The organism is Sphingomonas sp. AAP5, assembly GCF_004354345.1.
Classification (GTDB): domain Bacteria; phylum Pseudomonadota; class Alphaproteobacteria; order Sphingomonadales; family Sphingomonadaceae; genus Sphingomonas; species Sphingomonas glacialis.
The window spans coordinates 439,727-456,936 of the sequence record NZ_CP037913.1 but is presented as its reverse complement, the minus strand read 5'-3'; the positions used below and the strand labels follow the sequence as shown (position 1 = coordinate 456,936).

Here is a 17,210-nt window from a genome sequence, read left to right as displayed (position 1 = left end):
TCCGCAGCCGAACACGGCGCGTCCTCCCCGGGAGAGAGAGTATGTCAGACATCCGCCGCCTCGAACATTTCCCCAATCTCGTCGCGATGTTCCTCACGCGCGCTGCCGAAAAGGGCGACGCGCCGTTCCTGTGGCACAAGGCAGGCGGCCGCTGGGTGTCGCGCAGTTGGAGCGAAACCGCGCACCAGGTCGCGAGCATGGCGGCGGCGCTCAAGGCGATCGGGCTGGTGCCCGGCGACCGCGTGATGCTGATCAGCGAGAATCGTCCCGAATTCTGCATCGCCGATCTCGCGATCATGGCGGCGGGCTGCATCACCGTGCCGACCTACACCACCAACACCGAGCGCGATCACATCCACATCCTCGAGAATTCGGGCGCCAAGGCGGTGATCGTCTCGACCGCGAAGCTCGCCAAGACGCTGCTCCCCGCCGCGATCCGCGCAAGCACCGCGCAGATCGTGATCGGGATCGAGGATCTGCGCGCGTACCAGTCGGGCGCGCTCGAATTCCACCAGTGGGACGCGCTGCTCGCCACCTATGCGGCCGCACCGTCGACCATCGCCGCGACCGCAACGCGCGCCGATACCGCGTGCCTGATCTACACCAGCGGCACCGGCGGATCCCCGCGCGGCGTGATGCAGCATCACGGCGCGATCCTCCACAACGTCCAGGGCTGCTGCACGATCATCTCGGAGGATTTCGGCTGGGACGACGAGATCTTCCTGTCGTTCCTCCCGCTCAGCCACGCCTATGAACATACCGGCGGGCAATATTTCCCGATCGGGCTCGGCGCGCAGATCTATTACAGCGAAGGCCTCGACAAGCTCGCCACCAATATCGAGGAGGTCCGCCCGACGATGATGATCGTCGTGCCGCGGCTGTTCGAACTGCTCCGCACGCGCATCACCAAGGCGGTCGAAAAGCAAGGCAAGCTCTCGAGCTATTTGCTCGGCCGTGCACAGGCGCTCGGCAGCAAGAAGGCGGCGGGCAAAGCGGGCTTGCTCGACAAGCCGATGGACTTCCTGCTCGGCGCCACCTTGCGTCCGAAGATCCAGCAGCGCTTCGGCGGTCGCATCAAGGCGATGGTGTCGGGCGGCGCGCCGCTCACGCCCGAGGTCGGCACCTTCTTCGAAGCGGTCGGGATCACCGTCCTGCAAGGCTATGGCCAGACCGAGACCGCGCCGGTGATCTCGTGCAACCGCCCCAAGGCCGGGCTGAAGATGGACACCGTCGGCCCGCCGATGCCCGATACCGAAGTGCGTATCGCCGACGATGGCGAAATCCTCGTGCGCGGCGAGCTCGTGATGCACGGCTATTGGCGCAACCCCGCCGAGACCGCGCGCGTGCTGCAAAACGGCTGGCTCCACACTGGCGACATCGGCGTGATCGACGCGCAGGGCCGCATCCAGATCACCGATCGCAAGAAGGACATCATCGTCAACGACAAGGGCGAGAATGTCGCACCGCAAAAGGTCGAGGGGATGCTGACGCTCCAGCCCGAGATCGCGCAGGCGATGCTGTTCGGCGACCGGCGGCCTTACATGGTCGCCGTCATCGTTCCCGATGCCGAGTGGACGCAGCAATGGTGCGCGCGCGAGGGCAGCGCCTGCAACTTCGCGCGGCTGGCCGAGAATAGCACGTATCGCACCGCGCTCGGCCAGGCGGTCGAGCGGGTCAACGCCGATCTGGCGGTGACCGAGCGGATCCGCCGCTTCGTCCTCGCCGACGAGCCCTTCGCGATCGAGAACGAGCAGATGACGCCGAGCCTCAAGATCCGGCGGCATGTGTTGAAGGCGGTCTACGGCCCGCGGCTAGAGGCGCTCTACAAGGCCTGAGCGGACGCTCAGTCGGCCTTATCGACCGCGACATAGTCGACCGGCACGAATGCGCCCGCGGACGGCGTCCGCCACAGCCGCGCGTCGCTCGCCGTCACGATCAGCCACAGCGCACCGTCGCCCATCGCCCTCTCGGCATCGCGCGCCGAGGGGGTCGCGATCCCCGACGGATGCGAATGGTAATGCCCGACGACCGCGGGGCCGCCCTGCCGCGCCGCACGGTGCGCCGCGAACAGTGCAGCGGGATCGATCTCGAAATGCCGCCTTGGATCGGGCGCGACGTTTGGACAGGGTTGCGCGCTGTCGATCGTCTCGGCGGTGCCGAACAATAGCCCGCAAATCTCGCGCGTCGGCGATAATCGCGCATCGTTTAGCAGTCTCGCCACGAGAGTGCTTGAAATTTCCATCGCCATTCCCAGATTCTAGAGCATGAACCGGGGGGTCGTCACCATCGAAGCGCGCGTGTCCGAAAAGGCGTTAGGCCTCCGGCTCGACCGCGCGCTTGCCGACGCGTTGCCCGAGGTTTCGCGCGAGCGCCTCAAGGCGCTGATCGCCGGCGGCGCGGTCACCGATCCGCGCGGCGCGGTGGTGAGCGATCCGTCGAGCAAGGCGGTCGCTGGCGGCCTGTATGTTGTGTCTGTTCCCGAGGCGACGCCATCGACCAACCAAGCGCAGGACATCGCGCTCAACGTCGTCTTCGAGGACGAGCATCTGATCGTGATCGACAAGCAGGCCGGGCTCGTCGTCCATCCGGCAGCGGGCAATGCCGACGGGACGCTCGTCAACGCGCTGCTCCACCACTGCGCGGGCAATCTGTCGGGGATCGGCGGCGTCGCGCGCCCCGGAATCGTCCACCGAATCGACAAGGACACGTCTGGGCTGATGGTCGCTGCCAAGACCGATCGCGCACACGAAGGCCTCGCTCGCCAGTTCCACGACCATTCGATCGACCGCCGCTACAAGGCGATGGTGTCGGGCCGCCCTACCCCTACCGCGGGCTCGGTCGACGCCCCGCTCGCGCGCTCGCCATCGAACCGCAAGAAAATAGCGATCGTCCCCGGCGGAAAACGCGCCGTCACCCACTATACTACTCTTGAGCGGTTGAACGGGGGTGCGTTGGTGGAATGTCGACTGGAAACGGGGCGCACGCATCAAGTCCGTGTGCACATGGCCTCGCTCGGCCATCCCTTGATCGGCGACCCGGTTTACGGCAGAACAAAGCAGGCCCATAAGGCACTTCTGGAAACCCTGGGTTTCCGACGTCAGGCGTTGCACGCCGCCCGTCTGGGGTTCATTCATCCGGTGAATAGTAACGCTTTGGCGTTTGACAGCGAAATGCCTGGCGACATGCAGGAACTGTTCACTGCACTCTTGGTATAGCATTCGGCCTGGCGTCCGCGTTTCACGGCACCCGACCTATTAAAGGGAGACACGATCATGGCAGCCCGCAGCAACGTCCCCGCGACGATCCCCGCCCTCGGTGGCGAAGCGAGCCTCAATCGCTATCTTTCCGAGATCAAGAAATTCCCGATCCTCGCGCCCGAGCAGGAATACATGCTCGCCAAACGCTTCGAGGAACATGGCGACACCGACGCCGCCGCGCAGCTCGTGACGTCGCATCTCCGCCTCGTGGCGAAGATCGCGATGGGCTATCGCGGCTATGGCCTGCCCGTCAGCGAGCTGATCTCCGAGGGCAATATCGGCCTGATGCAGGGCGTGAAGAAGTTCGAGGCCGATCGCGGGTTCCGCCTCGCCACCTATGCGATGTGGTGGATCCGCGCCTCGATCCAGGAATTCATCCTGCGCTCGTGGAGCCTCGTGAAGATGGGCACTACCGCTGCGCAGAAGAAGCTGTTCTTCAACCTGCGCCGGATGAAGTCCAAGCTCGACGCGTTCGAGGACGGCGATCTCAGCCCCGAGCATCTCGCCAAGATCGCCAAGGACCTCGGCGTGACCGAGGCCGAGGTGACGAGCATGAACCGCCGCATGGCGATGGGCGGCGACACGTCGCTCAACGTGCCGATGCGCGAGGATGGCGACGGCCAGTGGCAGGATTGGCTGCAGGACGATGCGCCGCTGCAGGATACTGTCGTCGCCGAAGCGCAGGAGGCCGACGTCCGCCACTCGATGCTGACCGCCGCGATGGAGGATCTCAACGAGCGTGAGCAGTTCATCCTCACCGAGCGCCGCCTGACCGACGAGCCCAAGACGCTCGAGGAACTGTCGCAGGTCTACGGCGTCTCGCGCGAGCGCGTCCGCCAGATCGAAGTGCGCGCGTTCGAGAAGCTGCAGAAGGCGATGATGCGGATTGCCGGCGACCAGCGGATGCTCGTCGCGGCATAAGCGGATGGCTGGTGCCGATGTTATTATCGTCGGTGCCGGCGCCGCGGGCATCGCAGCCGGGCGGGTGTTGCATGATGCAGGGCTCGACGTACTGCTGCTCGAGGCGGCAAACCGCATCGGCGGCCGCGCGCATAGTGTGGCGCTTCAGCTCCCACCCGATACCGCACCCCGGCGAAGGCCGGGGCCCAGTAGCGAAGGCGGACATAGTCAGCGTCTGCCCCAGCCGAATACCGACAGCACGACTGGACCTCGGCCTTCGCCGGGGAACATCACCGTCGATTATGGCTGTGGCTGGCTCCACTCCGCCCGGCGCAACCCGTGGACGAGGCTTGCCGAGCAATACGGGCTAAGCGTCGATCGCAGCCCTTCCAACTGGGGCAATCAATGGCGCGACCTTGGTTTCCAGCGCGCCGAGCAAGCTGCCTATCGCACCGCCTGGGATCGCTGGGAAACCACTGCGCACGCCGCGCTGAGCGGCCCCGATCGTCCGCTCAGCGATTTCATCGCCTCCGACGATCCGTGGCGCCCGATGATCGATGCGATCTCAGGCTATGCCAATGGCGCGCCGCTGGCCGAAGTCTCGCTCCACGACTGGGCGGCGTATGAGGATGCGGCGACCGACGACAATTGGGCGGTCGAGCAAGGCTATGGCACGCTCGTCGCGCGTCACGCGCAGGACCTGCCACGACAACTCCAGACCGTGGTCACGCGTATCGACCATCGCGGCACTACCATCCGCGTCGAAACCGACCGCGGAACGCTCGAAACGCGCCACGTCATCGTCGCCGTGCCGACCACCGTGCTCGCGCGCGAAGCAATCCGCTTCGATCCATTGCTCCCCGCCAAGCACGCCGCCGCCGCCGACCTGCCGCTCGGGCTCGCCGACAAGATCTTCCTCCACGTCGCCGATGCCGATCTGCCGCGCAATGGCCATCTGATCGGCGATCCGCATAGCGCCTGCACCGCAAGCTACCGGCTCGCGCCTTTCGGTACGCCGCTGATCGAAGGCTTTCTCGGCGGCGACTGCGCCGAGATGCTCGAGGACAAGGACGACCGCGCTGCCGCGGACTTTGCGATCGGCGAGCTGGTCGCGCTGCTCGGTAGCGACTGGCGCGCTAAACTCACCCCGCTCGGCCGCACCCGCTGGCGGCACGCGCCGCATATCCACGGGAGTTATTCGCACGCGCGGGTCGGTGCCGCAGGCCAACGCGCGGTGCTCGCCGCCCCGGTCGACGATCGCCTGTTCTTCGCTGGCGAAGCCTGTTCGCGCCACGATTTCTCGACCGCGCACGGCGCCTATGCGACCGGCCTCGCTGCCGCCGCAGCCGTGCTTGCCGCACGTGGTGGACAGCGCTGACCGCCGCGCCCTAAGACGCGGAGATGAGCGACACCAGGCCATCCCGCGCGCCCCTTTCCTACCGGACCAGAACGCCGCGCCGCCGCGGCTGGATCGGTTGGGCGATCGGCTGGATCGTCAAGCTGGTGATCGCTTTCCTGCTGATCTCGGTGCTGATGGTGGTGGTGTACCGCTTCGTCCCGCCGCCGATCACGCTGACGATGATCGGCGATGCGCTCGGCGGGCACGGGATCGACAAGAGTTGGCGCCCGCTGTCGGACATCGACCGCAACATGCCGCGTGCCGCGATCGCGGGCGAGGACTCGCGGTTCTGCGCGCATCACGGCTTCGATTTCACCGCGATCGAGACCGCGATGGCGCGCAACGCGCGCGGCGGACGCATCCGCGGTGGTTCGACGATCAGCCAGCAGACCGCCAAGAACGTCTTCCTGATCCAGGGCGGCGGCTATCCGCGCAAAGCGCTCGAAGCCTATTTCACGCTGCTGATCGAGACGATCTGGGGGAAGCGCCGGATCATGGAAGTCTATCTCAACGTCGCCGAGACGGGGATCGGCACCTACGGCGTCGACGCGGCGGCGCATCGCTATTTCGGGCATGACGCTTCACGACTGTCGGCCGACGAAGCCGGGCGAATCGCCGCTGTGCTGCCTTTGCCCAAGAAACGCGCGGCGGTTGCGCCACGCGGCTTTACGCGACGGCATGGCAATACGATCGCCCGGCGCGTGAACGTGGTGCGGAGCGACGGATTGGACGCGTGCCTTCGCTAAGGCCTGTCACCCAAACCCGTCCGTGCGGACATAGTCCAAGGTATACTCGCCGACACTTCTGCCCTGGTCTTAAGGTGCAAGCCCGTTTCCCGGCCCAAGAGACGGGAACGATTTGGTGTCTGCGCTTATCCAGTCGCAGCGCGTCGATCGCGCGTGAACCCAGGCTGCTCGACGGATGTCGCTCTAGCCGCGGTTTACGAGATACACCGCAGCAACGACGATCGCGATGAGCATGATCATCCCGGTCACGATCACCGCAGCGCCACCGCCCTTGCGCTCGATCGTGTCGACGCTCGGCACATCGGAAAATTCGTCACTCATGCTCGTCGCCCTGTTCTGTCAAACCTGAACCACGGCGACACGGGTTCGTTCCCGCGCGCGCGAGCGGCAACATTCCGCCATGCCCGCGCGCGCCGGATCGCGTTCAGACCGCGCCGTGGCAGTGCTTGTACTTGCGCCCCGATCCGCACGGGCACGGCGCGTTGCGGCTGACCGTGCTCTCCCACTGCGCCGGGTCCTGCCCGATCTCGCTGCCATCGGGCTGCGGGATCGACAGCGGCGCGAGCCGCGTCGTGATGTGGCCCGACGACGCGCCGTCCTGGTCGTAGGTATCGTCCTCGCCGGTGAACGGGTCGAAATGCTGCGTGATGAAATCGGGCAGCGTCGGCAGTTCGGGCGCCTGTTCGAGCTGGAACTGCGCGAACGCGATCGTCCGCGTCACGTCCTCACGGATGTTGGCGAGCATCCGCTCGAACAGCGAGAACGCCTCCTGCTTATACTCGTTGATCGGCGTCTTCTGCGCGTACGCGCGCAGGTGGACGACCTGGCGCAGCGCATCGAGCGTCGCGAGATGCTCCTTCCAGTGATGGTCGAGATTCTGCAGCAGGATCGACTTCTCGACGCGTACCCAGGTGTCGGGATCGAGCGAGGCGGCCTTCTCCGCGATCATCTCGGCGGCCATCGTCTGGACGCGGCTCTCGATGATCTCGGGGTCGATCGCCTCTTCCTCGAGCCATGCCTCGATCTGCGGCTCGAGGTTGAGCGTCTCGGCGAGCTGCGCCTGCATCCCCTCGATGTTCCACTGCTCGGGATAGGTGCCCGGAGGGCAGGCGCCGCCTACGATCGTGTTGACCGTCTCGGCGCGCATGTCCTCGACCACGTCGCCGACGGTGTCGGCATCCATGATGTCGGCGCGCTGCTCGTAGATCACCTTGCGCTGGTCGTTCATCACGTCGTCATATTCGACGACCTGCTTGCGGATGTCGTAGTTGCGCGCCTCGACCTTCTTCTGCGCGGTCTCGATCGCCTTCGACAGCCACTTGCTGCCGATCGCCTCGCCGTCGCCGATATTGTTGCGCATCATCTTGGCGAACAGCGTGTCGGGTCCGAAAATCCGCAGCAAATCGTCGTCGAGGCTGAGATAGAAGCGGCTTAGGCCGGGATCGCCCTGACGGCCCGAACGACCACGCAGCTGATTGTCGATGCGGCGGCTCTCGTGGCGCTCGGTGCCGAGCACGAACAGCCCGCCGGCGGCGAGCACCGCCGCCTTCTCGGCAGCGATCTGCTCCTTGATCTTGGCGATGGCCGCCTCGCGCTCCGGCCCCTCGGGCATCTCGGACAGCTCGTCATTGACGAGGAATTCGAGATTGCCGCCGAGCTGAATGTCGGTGCCGCGGCCCGCCATGTTGGTGGCGATCGTCACCGCGCCCGCGCGACCGGCCTGCGCGACGATGTGCGCCTCGCGCTCATGCTGGCGCGCGTTGAGCACGGCATGCTCGACACCTTCCTTGACGAGGAAGTCGCTGAGCAGCTCGGACTTCTCGATCGACACCGTGCCGACCAGCACCGGCTGGCCGAGATCGGCGTGATGCTTGATCTTCTTGGCGATCGCGGCGAACTTGTCGGCGGTGTCCTTGTAGAATTCGTCTTCCTCGTCGACGCGCTTGACGCCGACATTGGTCGGGATCGTCACCACGTTCATCTTGTAGATGTCGTAGAACTCGGCCGCCTCGGTCGCTGCAGTGCCGGTCATGCCCGCAAGCTTCGGGTACATGCGGAAATAGTTCTGGAAGGTAATCGAGGCCATCGTCTGGTTCTCGGGCTCGATGTCGACGCCCTCCTTCGCCTCGACCGCCTGGTGCAGGCCGTCCGACCAACGCCTGCCGTCCATCATGCGGCCGGTGAACTCGTCGATGATGATGACCTTGCCGTCCTTAACGATGTAATCGGTGTCGGCCTTGAACATCATGTTGGCGCGCAGCGCCTGGTTGAGGTGGTGGACCACCTGCGTGTTCTCGAAATCGTAAAGGTTCGCGCCCTCGAGCAGCCCAGCATTCTCGAGCATCCGCTCGACCTTCTCGGTACCGTCCTCGGTGAGGATGATCGACTTCTGCTTCTCGTCCTTCTCGTAATCCTCAGCGGCGAGCTCCTTCACCACCAGATCGACCGAGCGATAGAGGTCGGACTTGTCGTCGGTCGGGCCCGAGATGATCAGCGGCGTGCGCGCCTCGTCGATCAGCACCGAATCGACCTCGTCGACGATCGCCATCGCGAACGGCCGCTGGACCATCGATTCGCGATCGTACTTCATGTTGTCGCGCAGGTAATCGAAGCCGAACTCGTTGTTCGTGCCGTAGGTGATGTCGGCGGCGTAGGCGGCGTGGCGCTGCTCGTCCGACAGGTTCGGCACGATCACGCCGACCGTCAGCCCGAGGAAATTATAGACCTGCGCCATCCAGCCCGCATCGCGCGCCGCCAGATAGTCGTTGACGGTGATGACGTGGACGCCCTTGCCCGGCAGCGCGTTGAGATAGGTGGCGAGCGTCGCAACGAGCGTCTTGCCCTCGCCGGTGCGCATCTCGGCGATCTCGCCGCGGTGGAGCACGATGCCGCCGATCATCTGGACGTCGTAATGCCGCTGGCCGAGCGCGCGCTTGGCGGCTTCGCGCACCGTCGCGAACGCTTCGGGGAGCAAGTCGTCGAGCTTCTCGTCGGCGGCGAGCCGCTCGCGGAAGCGGACGGTCTGCGCAGAGAGGTCCTCGTCGGACATCGCCGAGATGGTCGGCTCGAAGTCGTTGATCTTGGCGACGATCGCACCGAGCGATTTGACGTAGCGGTCGTTGGACGAACCGAAGAGCGTTTTGGCAAGGCCACCAAACATGGGGAATTCCTGTACGATAGAACGCGCGCGCCGAGGCTGCGCAGAATAGGATGGAGCGCTGGCGAGCGCGGTCAGCGCCGCCGGATCAAGCGCGTAGGCGATCCAGATACAGCCGCGGTGCGGCCGACAGCGGGGCGGAGCGCGAATCGGCAACCGCAAAGCTGTCGGTGAGCCCGAACGCGCCGAGCAAATGCCGATGGCCGATCACGAACGGCGCGACCGCGACCGAGAGACGCTGCGTCTGCGCGGCGGCCAGCGGGCATTGCGCGCTGATCTCGACCGGTCGCACGCCGCTCACCACGCCGGTCAGCGCGGTCAGGAGGGCAGAGAGAAGCAGCAGAAACGGCATGGCTCCGCGCGATCTAGGGACTAACCGCGCGCACGTCCAGCGACTCGCGCCTCCATCGCCGATCACGACGGAAGGCGCCAGACGACATTGCGGTGCCAGGTCGCGGCAATCGGCGTGCCGTTCGCATCGCGCGCCGGGGCGAAGCGCGCACGGCTGCGGAGCGCCCGGCACGCGGCCTGGTCGAGCGACTCATGGCCGCTGCTCTCGCTGATTCGGCACGCGACCACGCTGCCCGTGGCGGCAATTTGGAGATCGACTCCCACCTTGCCCTGCTCGTTGCGGTGGAACGCTGCGACAGGATAATCATCGGCGGTGATCCAACGCGCTGGATTTCCAACAGGAACCGGACCCTGCGGATCGGACGCTTCCAAGCGCTCGGGCGAGGCTGCGCGCCTGGTCGAGGGCGCGGACTGCCTTGCCTGGACGCGCGACAGATCGGCGAGCGAATCGTCGGTCGAATCGCGTATTGATGCGATGCCAACGCTCAGCACCAGGATCGCAGCGAACCCCAGCACGCCGCAGACCGCGATCATCAGCGTTTCGCGGCGTTTCCTCTCCCCCGACATCATGCCATCTCCTTCGTCGTGCACGATAGCGGCGTGAGCCGACCGGGATACGCTATGGGACGATACGGCTAGCCGAGAGACGCGCCAATCCCCCCGCTGGCCCGCTCCAACCTTGCCGCCCTCCAAGCGGCGCCCACCCTTTGCGTCAGCGCAGCAGCGCATCTAAGAGCACAGCATGACCAGCCCGCGCTCCCCGCTCGCCCGCCCCTTCCCGCTTTTGCCGCAGATCGCCGGCGTCACGCCGCATGTCGCGCGCGCCGGCTACAAGGCGTGGGAGCGCACCGACCTGACCTTCATCACGCTCGATCCGGGCACCAGCGTCGCGGGCGTGCTGACGCAGAGCAAATGCCCTTCGCCCGAGGTCGAATGGTGCCGCGCCGCGCTCGTGCTCGGCCAGGCGCGCGCGATGGTCGTCAATGCCGGCAACGCCAACGCCTTCACCGGCGCGCGCGGCCGCGCGGCCGTAGAGGCGATCGCGGCACGCGCGGCGGGGCAGCTCGGTTGCCGGCCCTCCGATATCTTCGTCGCCTCGACCGGCGTGATCGGCGTGCCCTTGCCGATCGACAAGGCCGAGGCCGGGCTCGACGCTGCCTTCGCCGCCGCGCCGTGTACGTGGGAGGACGCGACCAACACGATCGGCACGACCGACACCTTCGCCAAGGCAGCGATGACGACCGCGGTGGTCGACGGGCGTACCGTGACGCTCGTCGGCATCATCAAGGGCTCGGGGATGATCGCGCCCGACATGGCGACGATGCTCGGCTTTATCTTCACCGACGCTGCGGTCGAGCCCGCCTTCCTCCAGGCGGCACTCAGCGAGGCGAACCGCGCGAGCTTCTCGTGCATCACCGTCGACAGCGACACCTCGACCAGCGACAGCGTGCTCGCCTTCGCGACCGGCAAGGCGGGCAACACGCCGCTCGCCGACGCCGAGGATGCCGGCGCCGACGCCTTCCGCGCGGCGCTTTCCGACTTGTGCCTCCAGCTCGCGCATCTCGTCGTGCGCGACGGCGAGGGAGCGACCAAGTTCATCGAGATCGCGGTGACTGGCGCGGAGAGCGACGCCAGCGCCCGCACGATCGCGCTCAGCATCGCCAACTCGCCGCTGGTCAAGACCGCGATCGCGGGCGAGGACGCCAATTGGGGCCGTGTCGTGATGGCGGTCGGCAAGGCCGGCGAACCCGCCGAGCGCGATCTCCTCGCGATCCGCTTCGGCGACACGCAGGTGGCGCAGGGCGGCCTCGCGGTTGTCGGCTATGACGAGGCACCGGTCGCCGCGCACCTCAAGGGGCAGGACATCGAGATCGGCGTCGACATCGGGCTGGGCGAAGGTCAGGCGACGGTATGGACGTGCGACCTGACGCACGGCTACATCTCGATCAACGCGGATTATCGCAGCTGAGCTGTCGCTCTGCCGGGCACGATAAAGAGAAAAAACACCAGGAGAGCCCCGATGTCCGAGATTATCCTCCACCATTATCCGCGCTCGCCGTATAGCGAGCTGCTGCGGATCGCGCTCGGCATCAAGGGCGCGGCCTGGCGCTCGGTGATCATCCCCGACATCGCGCCCAAGCCCGATCTCACCCCGCTCACCGGCGGCTATCGCAAGACGCCGGTGCTGCAGATCGGCGCCGACATCTATTGCGATACCGCGATCGCGATCGAGGCGATCGAGGCAGCACTGCCCGGCCCGAGCCTGTTCCCCGCCCCGCTCGGTCGCTTGCACGCGGTGCTCGCGCTGCAGGCGGGCGGCGCGACCTTCAGCCAGGCGGTCGGCTCGGCGATGGCGCCGTTCCTCGACCGCATCCCCGACGCGTTCTTCGAGGACCGCAAGAAACTGTTCGGCTTCGACCGCGACCGCATCGCCAAGGCCGCGCCGCATCTGCTCGCGCAATTCACCGGCTGGCTCGCGCGGCTCGACGACGCGCTGAGCGACGGGCGCGCGTTCCTCGGCGGCGACGCGCCCGGCTATGCCGATTGCGCTGCGGCGATGAACCTGTGGTTCCACGGCAATTTCGGGATGAAGGACGCGCGCACCGCCCGATTGCCGCACCTCGCCGCGTGGTTCGAGCGCGTCACCGCCATCGGCCATGGCACGCCGACCGACCTCTCCGCGGCCGAAGCGCTCGTCATTGCGCGCGATGCCGAACCCACCGCGACCGAGCTGATCGAGCCCGACAGCGGCTTCACAGCGGGCCAGACCGTCACCGTTCGAACCGAAGACCCCGGCGCAGATGCGGTAACCGGCGCGCTGGTGCGCCTGACACCGCGCGAGATCGTCGTGCTGCGCGAGGATCCGGACGTCGGGCGCGTCGCGGTGCATTTCCCGCGGATCGGGCAGATCCTCGCACCCGCCTGACGCGTCAGCGTCGCAGCTCGGGCGTCAAGGTTACGTCGATCGGGTTGGGCTTGAGTTCGCGCAACGCGCCATTGCCGCGATCGACAAGGTAGCCGACCAGTCCCGTCGTCAGCGCACTACGGGCAGCGGCACCCGGCCGCTCAGGGTCGATGCTGCTGACGGCAACCTCAAGCGGCTGATAGCCAGGCTTGCGGATCGTCGCGACGAAGCCGGTCTTGCGCTTGAGCCGCAGCGTGCACGGCGTGACGCACGCGATCCCGAGCGACGTGCTGACGTCGGCCCCCGCCGGCTGCGAGCGCACTTCAAGGCTTTGCGTCGTGCCGTGCGAGATCGTCGCGCACCCGCCGAGCAGGAGGATCGCCGCCACGGCCGCGGTCGCGCGCTTCGCCAGGATCATGATACGACTCCGCCAGCGCGTGGGGCTCACGCGCTGGCGGGAGGATATCCAGAAAAGGCTGTCGCTTCAAAGCGCTAATGGCCTAACCCGCGATAGGATCTCAGGCGAGTTCGCCCTCGAGCCACGCCTTCAACCGACCCTTGGGCTCGGCGCCGACCTTGGTCGCGGCAGGCGCGCCGTTCTTGAACAGGATCATCGTCGGGATGCCGCGCACGCCGAACTTGCCCGGCGCATCGGGATTGTCGTCGATGTTGAGCTTGGCGATCGTCACCTGCTCGCCGAGTTCCTCGGAGATTTCCTCGAGGCTCGGCCCGATCATCTTGCACGGGCCGCACCACTCCGCCCAGAAATCGACCAGCACCGGGCCGGTTGCGTTGGTGACGTCGGCTTCCCAGCTCGCGTCGGTGATTTTTTTGGTCGCCATGGTGAAACTCCTTCGTGTGAACGCAGAGATAGGATGTGCGCCGGGTACACTCAAGCGCATGACGGCTAGCTTTGCTCCACGCCCGCAAAGCCTGGCTTGTGCGCGGCGAGTAGATCGTCGGGCAGGGCGTGGAGCGTCGGCCCGCTGGTGTAGAGCAACGCCGCCTCGACGCGGCGCTGCGGGAAGATCACCGCGAGCGCGGCGACATACGCCGCCATCTGCTTGAGATGATAGGCGGGCACGTCGGCAAGCCCCGCCGGCACCGCGCGCCCGGTCTTGAAATCGACCACGCGGATCAGTTCGGGGGTCACCAACAGCCGATCGACCGTCCCCGACACGACGAACCCGTCGGGCAATACCGCGGCGATCGGCGCCTCGGCGAGCGCGTTCGGGCCGAACAGCTCGGCCAGCGTCGGATCATCGAGCACCGCCAGCACCGGCGCGATGATCCGCGCGCGGTCCTTGGCATCCTCGACCGCGCCCGCCTGCGCAAGCCAGCGATCCGCCGCCGCCGCCCGCAGCTCGGGCGCGACCGCGGGCAAGCGTTCGAACAGCGCATGGATCAACCGCCCGCGCTCGGCGGCGGCGCGCATCGTCGGCGTCGGCGGCGCATCGGCGACCGCGTCCTCGCCGAGCGACGACGGCGCGAGCGGACGCGGCGGGCGGGCTTCCTGCGGTGCGGGCCGCAGCGCCCAGTCGGGGACGGGCTCGTGCGTCGCTGCCCCGCGCGCCGCACGGCGATCGGGCGCGACGGGACGTTGCGGCTCACGCCCGGCAAAGTCGCGCGCGCCCTCGCCCGCGATCCCGAGCGCGGCCATCGCGCGGTCGGCGGCGGCGTACCAGCTCTGCTCGGGCGCGATCCCTTGCGCGCGCGGACCGACCGATCCGGCGATCACCAGCCGCTCCTCGGCGCGCGTCGCCGCGACATAGAACAGCCGCCAATGCTCCTCGAGATCGCGCGCCGCGGTTTCCTCGACCAGCACGGCGAGCGGCCCGGTCGCCTCGCCCTTGCGCGGGCGGATCACCGGCAGTTCGTTCGCCATGTCGCCCGCGCGCCAGTTGAGCGTCGAACGCGGCGAGCGCGTCGGATCGACCGCCGCATCGGCGAGGATCACCAGCGGCGCCTGCAGCCCCTTCGCCCCATGCGCGGTCATCACCCGCACCGCATCGAGCGGCGCGGACGGATCGCGCTTGATCTCGACCTCACCGCGATCGAACCAGTCGAGGAAGCGCTGCAGCGACGGCGTGCCGAGCGATTCGAAATCGAGCGCGGCGCTGAGCAGTTCCTCGATCGGATCGCGCGCTTCCTGCCCCAGCCGTCGAACGAGATTGCGCCGCGCGCCGAGCGGGCCCGACAGCAGCTCTTCGAGGAACTGGTACGGCGTCGCGATGTCGGCGCGCGCGAGCATCGCGAACAGCGGCGCTATGTCCTCGCGCGGTTCGGTCGCCGAGATATGCCGCCACAGGCTGCCGGTGCGCGGCGGTGCCGCCAGCATCAGCCGCTCCTGGCTCCACCCGATCAGCGGCGAGACAAGCAAGGCGGCGAGCGACAGATCGTCGGCCGGCTGCAGCACGAAGCGGATCGCGGCGAGCAGATCCTGCACCGACAACGGGGCATTGAGCCGCAAGCGATCCACGCCCGCGACCGGCACGCCCTCGGCATAGAGCCGCGCGACGATCAGCGAGGCGAGCTCGCCGCGCCGCTTGACGAGGATCATGATGTCCTCGGGCCGCAGCGTGCGCCCCTTGCTCTCGAGCATCAACGTGCCGATCCACCCCTTGATCGTCCGCGCGATCTGGCGCGCGAGTTCGCGCGTCGAATCGGAGATCCAGCTCTCCTCGTCCTCGTCGCTCCCGCCCGCGACGACGAGCGGCCACAGCGTGACGGTGCCCGGCCCCGGCACTTCACTCGCATGCACCTCACGGTCGGCGATCGCGCCCAATCCGGGATCGGGCAGCGCCTCGATCGCGGCATCGACGAATTCGAGTACCGGCCGCGTCGAGCGGAACGATTGCGTCAGCGACAGCCGGTGCCACGGACGCGCGCGCATCGTGCCGGTCTGGCGGCGCTGCTCGTCATCGGCCTCCCACGCATCGCGTGCGAGCGTCCCGAACTTCTTTTCGGCGGCAGCGAAATAGAGCGGGTGCGTCCCCTGGAAACCGAAGATCGCCTGCTTGAAGTCGCCGACGGTGAACAGCGTGCGGACGCGGGCATCCTGCGCGCCTTCGCCCGCGAAGAACTCCTCGACCAGCGCATGGATGATCGCCCATTGCGCGGGATTGGTGTCCTGCGCTTCGTCGATCAGCACATGGTCGGTCGCCTGATCGAGCTTGTAGCGCACCCATTCGCCCATCCCGGGCTGGCCGAGCAGGCTGATCGTCGCGCGGATCAGATCGTCGAAATCGACCGCGCCGAGCCGGCGCTTGGCGCGCTCATACGTCGCCGCATAGTCGCGCCCGACCGACAGCGCATCGGCGAGCAGATCGGCATACGCAGCGCGCTCGCGCAGGCCCAACAGATGCGCGCAGGCCTCGCCGATCTCGATCGCGAGATCGGCATACTCCGGATCGGCAGCGAGCAGCTTGGGCGAATATTTGCGCGGCTCGCGCTTCGCGGTGAAGGGTACACCAATCAGATCGCCGAGCATCTGCGCGCGCATCGCGGGGTCGGCCTCGACCCAGCATTCGGCGACATCGGCATGGTTCCCGCCGGTAGCAGTGCCCCAGGCCCGGTTGGCGGCGGCGAGCCGCGCGACCGCATCGACATCGAACGCATCATCGCTGCATGCGGCGGTGATCTCCGCCTCGATCTCGCCTTGCGGCAAATCGAGCGCGCGGCGGATGAAGGGCCGCACGCCCTCCCCCATCGGCAACTCGGCCATCGCCGCGGGTGCACGCGCGCAGGCGAGCAGGAACTTCTCCGCCTCGCCCTCGCCGAGCCGCAAGCTCAGCGCGCCGACCGTCGCGACAGGTGCCTCGCGCCCCTCGGTCTCAGCCGCGACGAGCATCTCGGCGAGCGCATCGCGCGCCATCACCGCTTCCTCGCGCGCCTCGATCGGACGGAAGCCGGGGACGAGCCCCGCCTCGACCGGGAAGGCGGCGAGCAGGCTCTGGCAGAAACCGTGGATCGTCTGGATGCGGATTCCGCCGCCCGGCGAATCGAGCACGCGCGCGAACAGCGTGCGTGCTCGCGCGCGGAGCGCCGGCGACGGATCCTCGCCGAGCGCCTGCAGGTCGGAGACGAGCTCGGGCTCGGGCATCCGCACCCAGGCGGCGAGCCGATCGCCGATCCGCCCCGCCATCTCGGCAGCACCCGCCTTGGTGAAGGTGAGACACAGGATCGCGCCCGGATCGACGCCGGTGAGCAGCAGCCGGAACACGCGCGCGGTGAGCACTTGCGTCTTGCCAGTGCCGGCCGATGCGGAGAGCCAGACGTGCCCGCCGGGGTCGCTGGCGCGCGCCTGCGCATCCTTGAGGATGGGGAGCGGGCGGCGGGTGTTGGTGTCGCTCATGCTTCGCCTCCCCTCCCTGGAAGGGAGGGGTTGGGGGTGGGTCGGCCCGTGGAGAGCGAGACGTTCCCATTGAGAGCAACCCACCCCCAGCCCCTCCCTTCCAGGGAGGGGAGGAAGAAGGTCAGGGAGGGGGGAAGAAGG

At 67.4% G+C, this 17,210-nt stretch carries 15 protein-coding genes; 7 read left to right on the top strand and 8 right to left on the bottom strand.

The annotated features are described in order from the left end of the window. The first annotated feature begins 50 nt into the window (after positions 1-50). Positions 51-1,835, top strand: coding sequence for an AMP-dependent synthetase/ligase (locus E2E30_RS02090; RefSeq protein ID WP_133191883.1), 1,785 nt, complete (start codon positions 51-53; stop codon positions 1,833-1,835). An 8-nt stretch (positions 1,836-1,843) separates the two neighbouring features. On the opposite strand, the gene E2E30_RS02085 is transcribed toward E2E30_RS02090, so the two are convergent. Next, positions 1,844-2,248 carry a Mov34/MPN/PAD-1 family protein gene (locus E2E30_RS02085; protein ID WP_133186793.1) on the bottom strand — a complete coding sequence of 135 codons (405 nt, stop codon included), beginning with the start codon at positions 2,246-2,248 and terminating at the stop codon, positions 1,844-1,846. Positions 2,249-2,264: 16 nt separating this feature from the next. Between E2E30_RS02085 and E2E30_RS02080 the strand changes: the two genes are divergently transcribed. Genes E2E30_RS02080 through mtgA form a run of 4 tightly spaced genes read left to right on the top strand, consistent with a single transcriptional unit; the run spans position 2,265 to position 6,302 of the window. Next, positions 2,265-3,215, top strand: a complete 951-nt coding sequence (locus E2E30_RS02080) for an RluA family pseudouridine synthase (RefSeq protein WP_133186791.1) — start codon at positions 2,265-2,267, stop codon at positions 3,213-3,215. A 57-nt stretch (positions 3,216-3,272) separates the two neighbouring features. Further along, on the top strand, positions 3,273-4,178 hold the full coding sequence (rpoH, locus tag E2E30_RS02075) for an RNA polymerase sigma factor RpoH (RefSeq protein WP_010186101.1): 906 nt from the start codon (positions 3,273-3,275) through the stop codon (positions 4,176-4,178). Between the two features lie 4 nt (positions 4,179-4,182). Then, positions 4,183-5,535: a flavin monoamine oxidase family protein gene (locus tag E2E30_RS02070; protein ID WP_133186789.1), complete on the top strand. Its 1,353-nt coding sequence runs from the start codon at positions 4,183-4,185 to the stop codon at positions 5,533-5,535. A 23-nt stretch (positions 5,536-5,558) separates the two neighbouring features. Continuing rightward, positions 5,559-6,302 carry a monofunctional biosynthetic peptidoglycan transglycosylase gene (gene mtgA, locus E2E30_RS02065; protein ID WP_240699011.1) on the top strand — a complete coding sequence of 248 codons (744 nt, stop codon included), beginning with the start codon at positions 5,559-5,561 and terminating at the stop codon, positions 6,300-6,302. Positions 6,303-6,485: 183 nt separating this feature from the next. Here the strand turns inward: mtgA and E2E30_RS20665 are convergent, their stop codons facing one another. The 4 genes from E2E30_RS20665 to E2E30_RS02050 form a co-directional block, all read right to left on the bottom strand. Then, complete coding sequence (locus E2E30_RS20665) at positions 6,486-6,623, bottom strand: hypothetical protein (protein WP_165954432.1); 138 nt, start codon at positions 6,621-6,623, stop codon at positions 6,486-6,488. Between the two features lie 103 nt (positions 6,624-6,726). Next, positions 6,727-9,462 (bottom strand): preprotein translocase subunit SecA, encoded by a 2,736-nt coding sequence (gene secA / locus E2E30_RS02060; RefSeq protein ID WP_133186787.1) that lies wholly within the window; start codon positions 9,460-9,462, stop codon positions 6,727-6,729. An 85-nt stretch (positions 9,463-9,547) separates the two neighbouring features. Continuing rightward, a complete protein-coding gene (locus E2E30_RS02055; RefSeq protein ID WP_133186785.1) occupies positions 9,548-9,811 on the bottom strand; it encodes a hypothetical protein in 264 nt (87 codons plus the stop codon). A 62-nt stretch (positions 9,812-9,873) separates the two neighbouring features. Continuing rightward, entirely contained in the window at positions 9,874-10,380 is a 507-nt protein-coding gene (locus E2E30_RS02050) for an energy transducer TonB (RefSeq protein WP_165954431.1), read from the bottom strand. A gap of 172 nt (positions 10,381-10,552) precedes the next feature. Here E2E30_RS02050 and argJ point away from each other — a divergent pair, with 172 nt between their 5' ends. Both argJ and E2E30_RS02040 read left to right on the top strand, forming a co-directional pair. Next, entirely contained in the window at positions 10,553-11,779 is a 1,227-nt protein-coding gene (argJ, locus tag E2E30_RS02045; RefSeq protein ID WP_133186781.1) for a bifunctional glutamate N-acetyltransferase/amino-acid acetyltransferase ArgJ, read from the top strand. Positions 11,780-11,830: 51 nt separating this feature from the next. After that, positions 11,831-12,736: a glutathione S-transferase family protein gene (locus E2E30_RS02040; protein ID WP_133186779.1), complete on the top strand. Its 906-nt coding sequence runs from the start codon at positions 11,831-11,833 to the stop codon at positions 12,734-12,736. 4 nt (positions 12,737-12,740) lie between these two features. Here the strand turns inward: E2E30_RS02040 and E2E30_RS02035 are convergent, their stop codons facing one another. From E2E30_RS02035 to addA, 3 genes are all read right to left on the bottom strand, one after another. After that, the gene (locus tag E2E30_RS02035) at positions 12,741-13,133 is read right to left on the bottom strand and encodes a translation initiation factor 2 (protein WP_133186777.1); all 393 of its coding nucleotides are present in this window, start codon (positions 13,131-13,133) and stop codon (positions 12,741-12,743) included. Between the two features lie 100 nt (positions 13,134-13,233). Continuing rightward, on the bottom strand, positions 13,234-13,557 hold the full coding sequence (gene trxA, locus E2E30_RS02030; protein ID WP_133186775.1) for a thioredoxin TrxA: 324 nt from the start codon (positions 13,555-13,557) through the stop codon (positions 13,234-13,236). 65 nt (positions 13,558-13,622) lie between these two features. Continuing rightward, positions 13,623-17,069, bottom strand: coding sequence for a double-strand break repair helicase AddA (addA, locus tag E2E30_RS02025; protein ID WP_133186773.1), 3,447 nt, complete (start codon positions 17,067-17,069; stop codon positions 13,623-13,625). Positions 17,070-17,210: the final 141 nt, after the last annotated feature.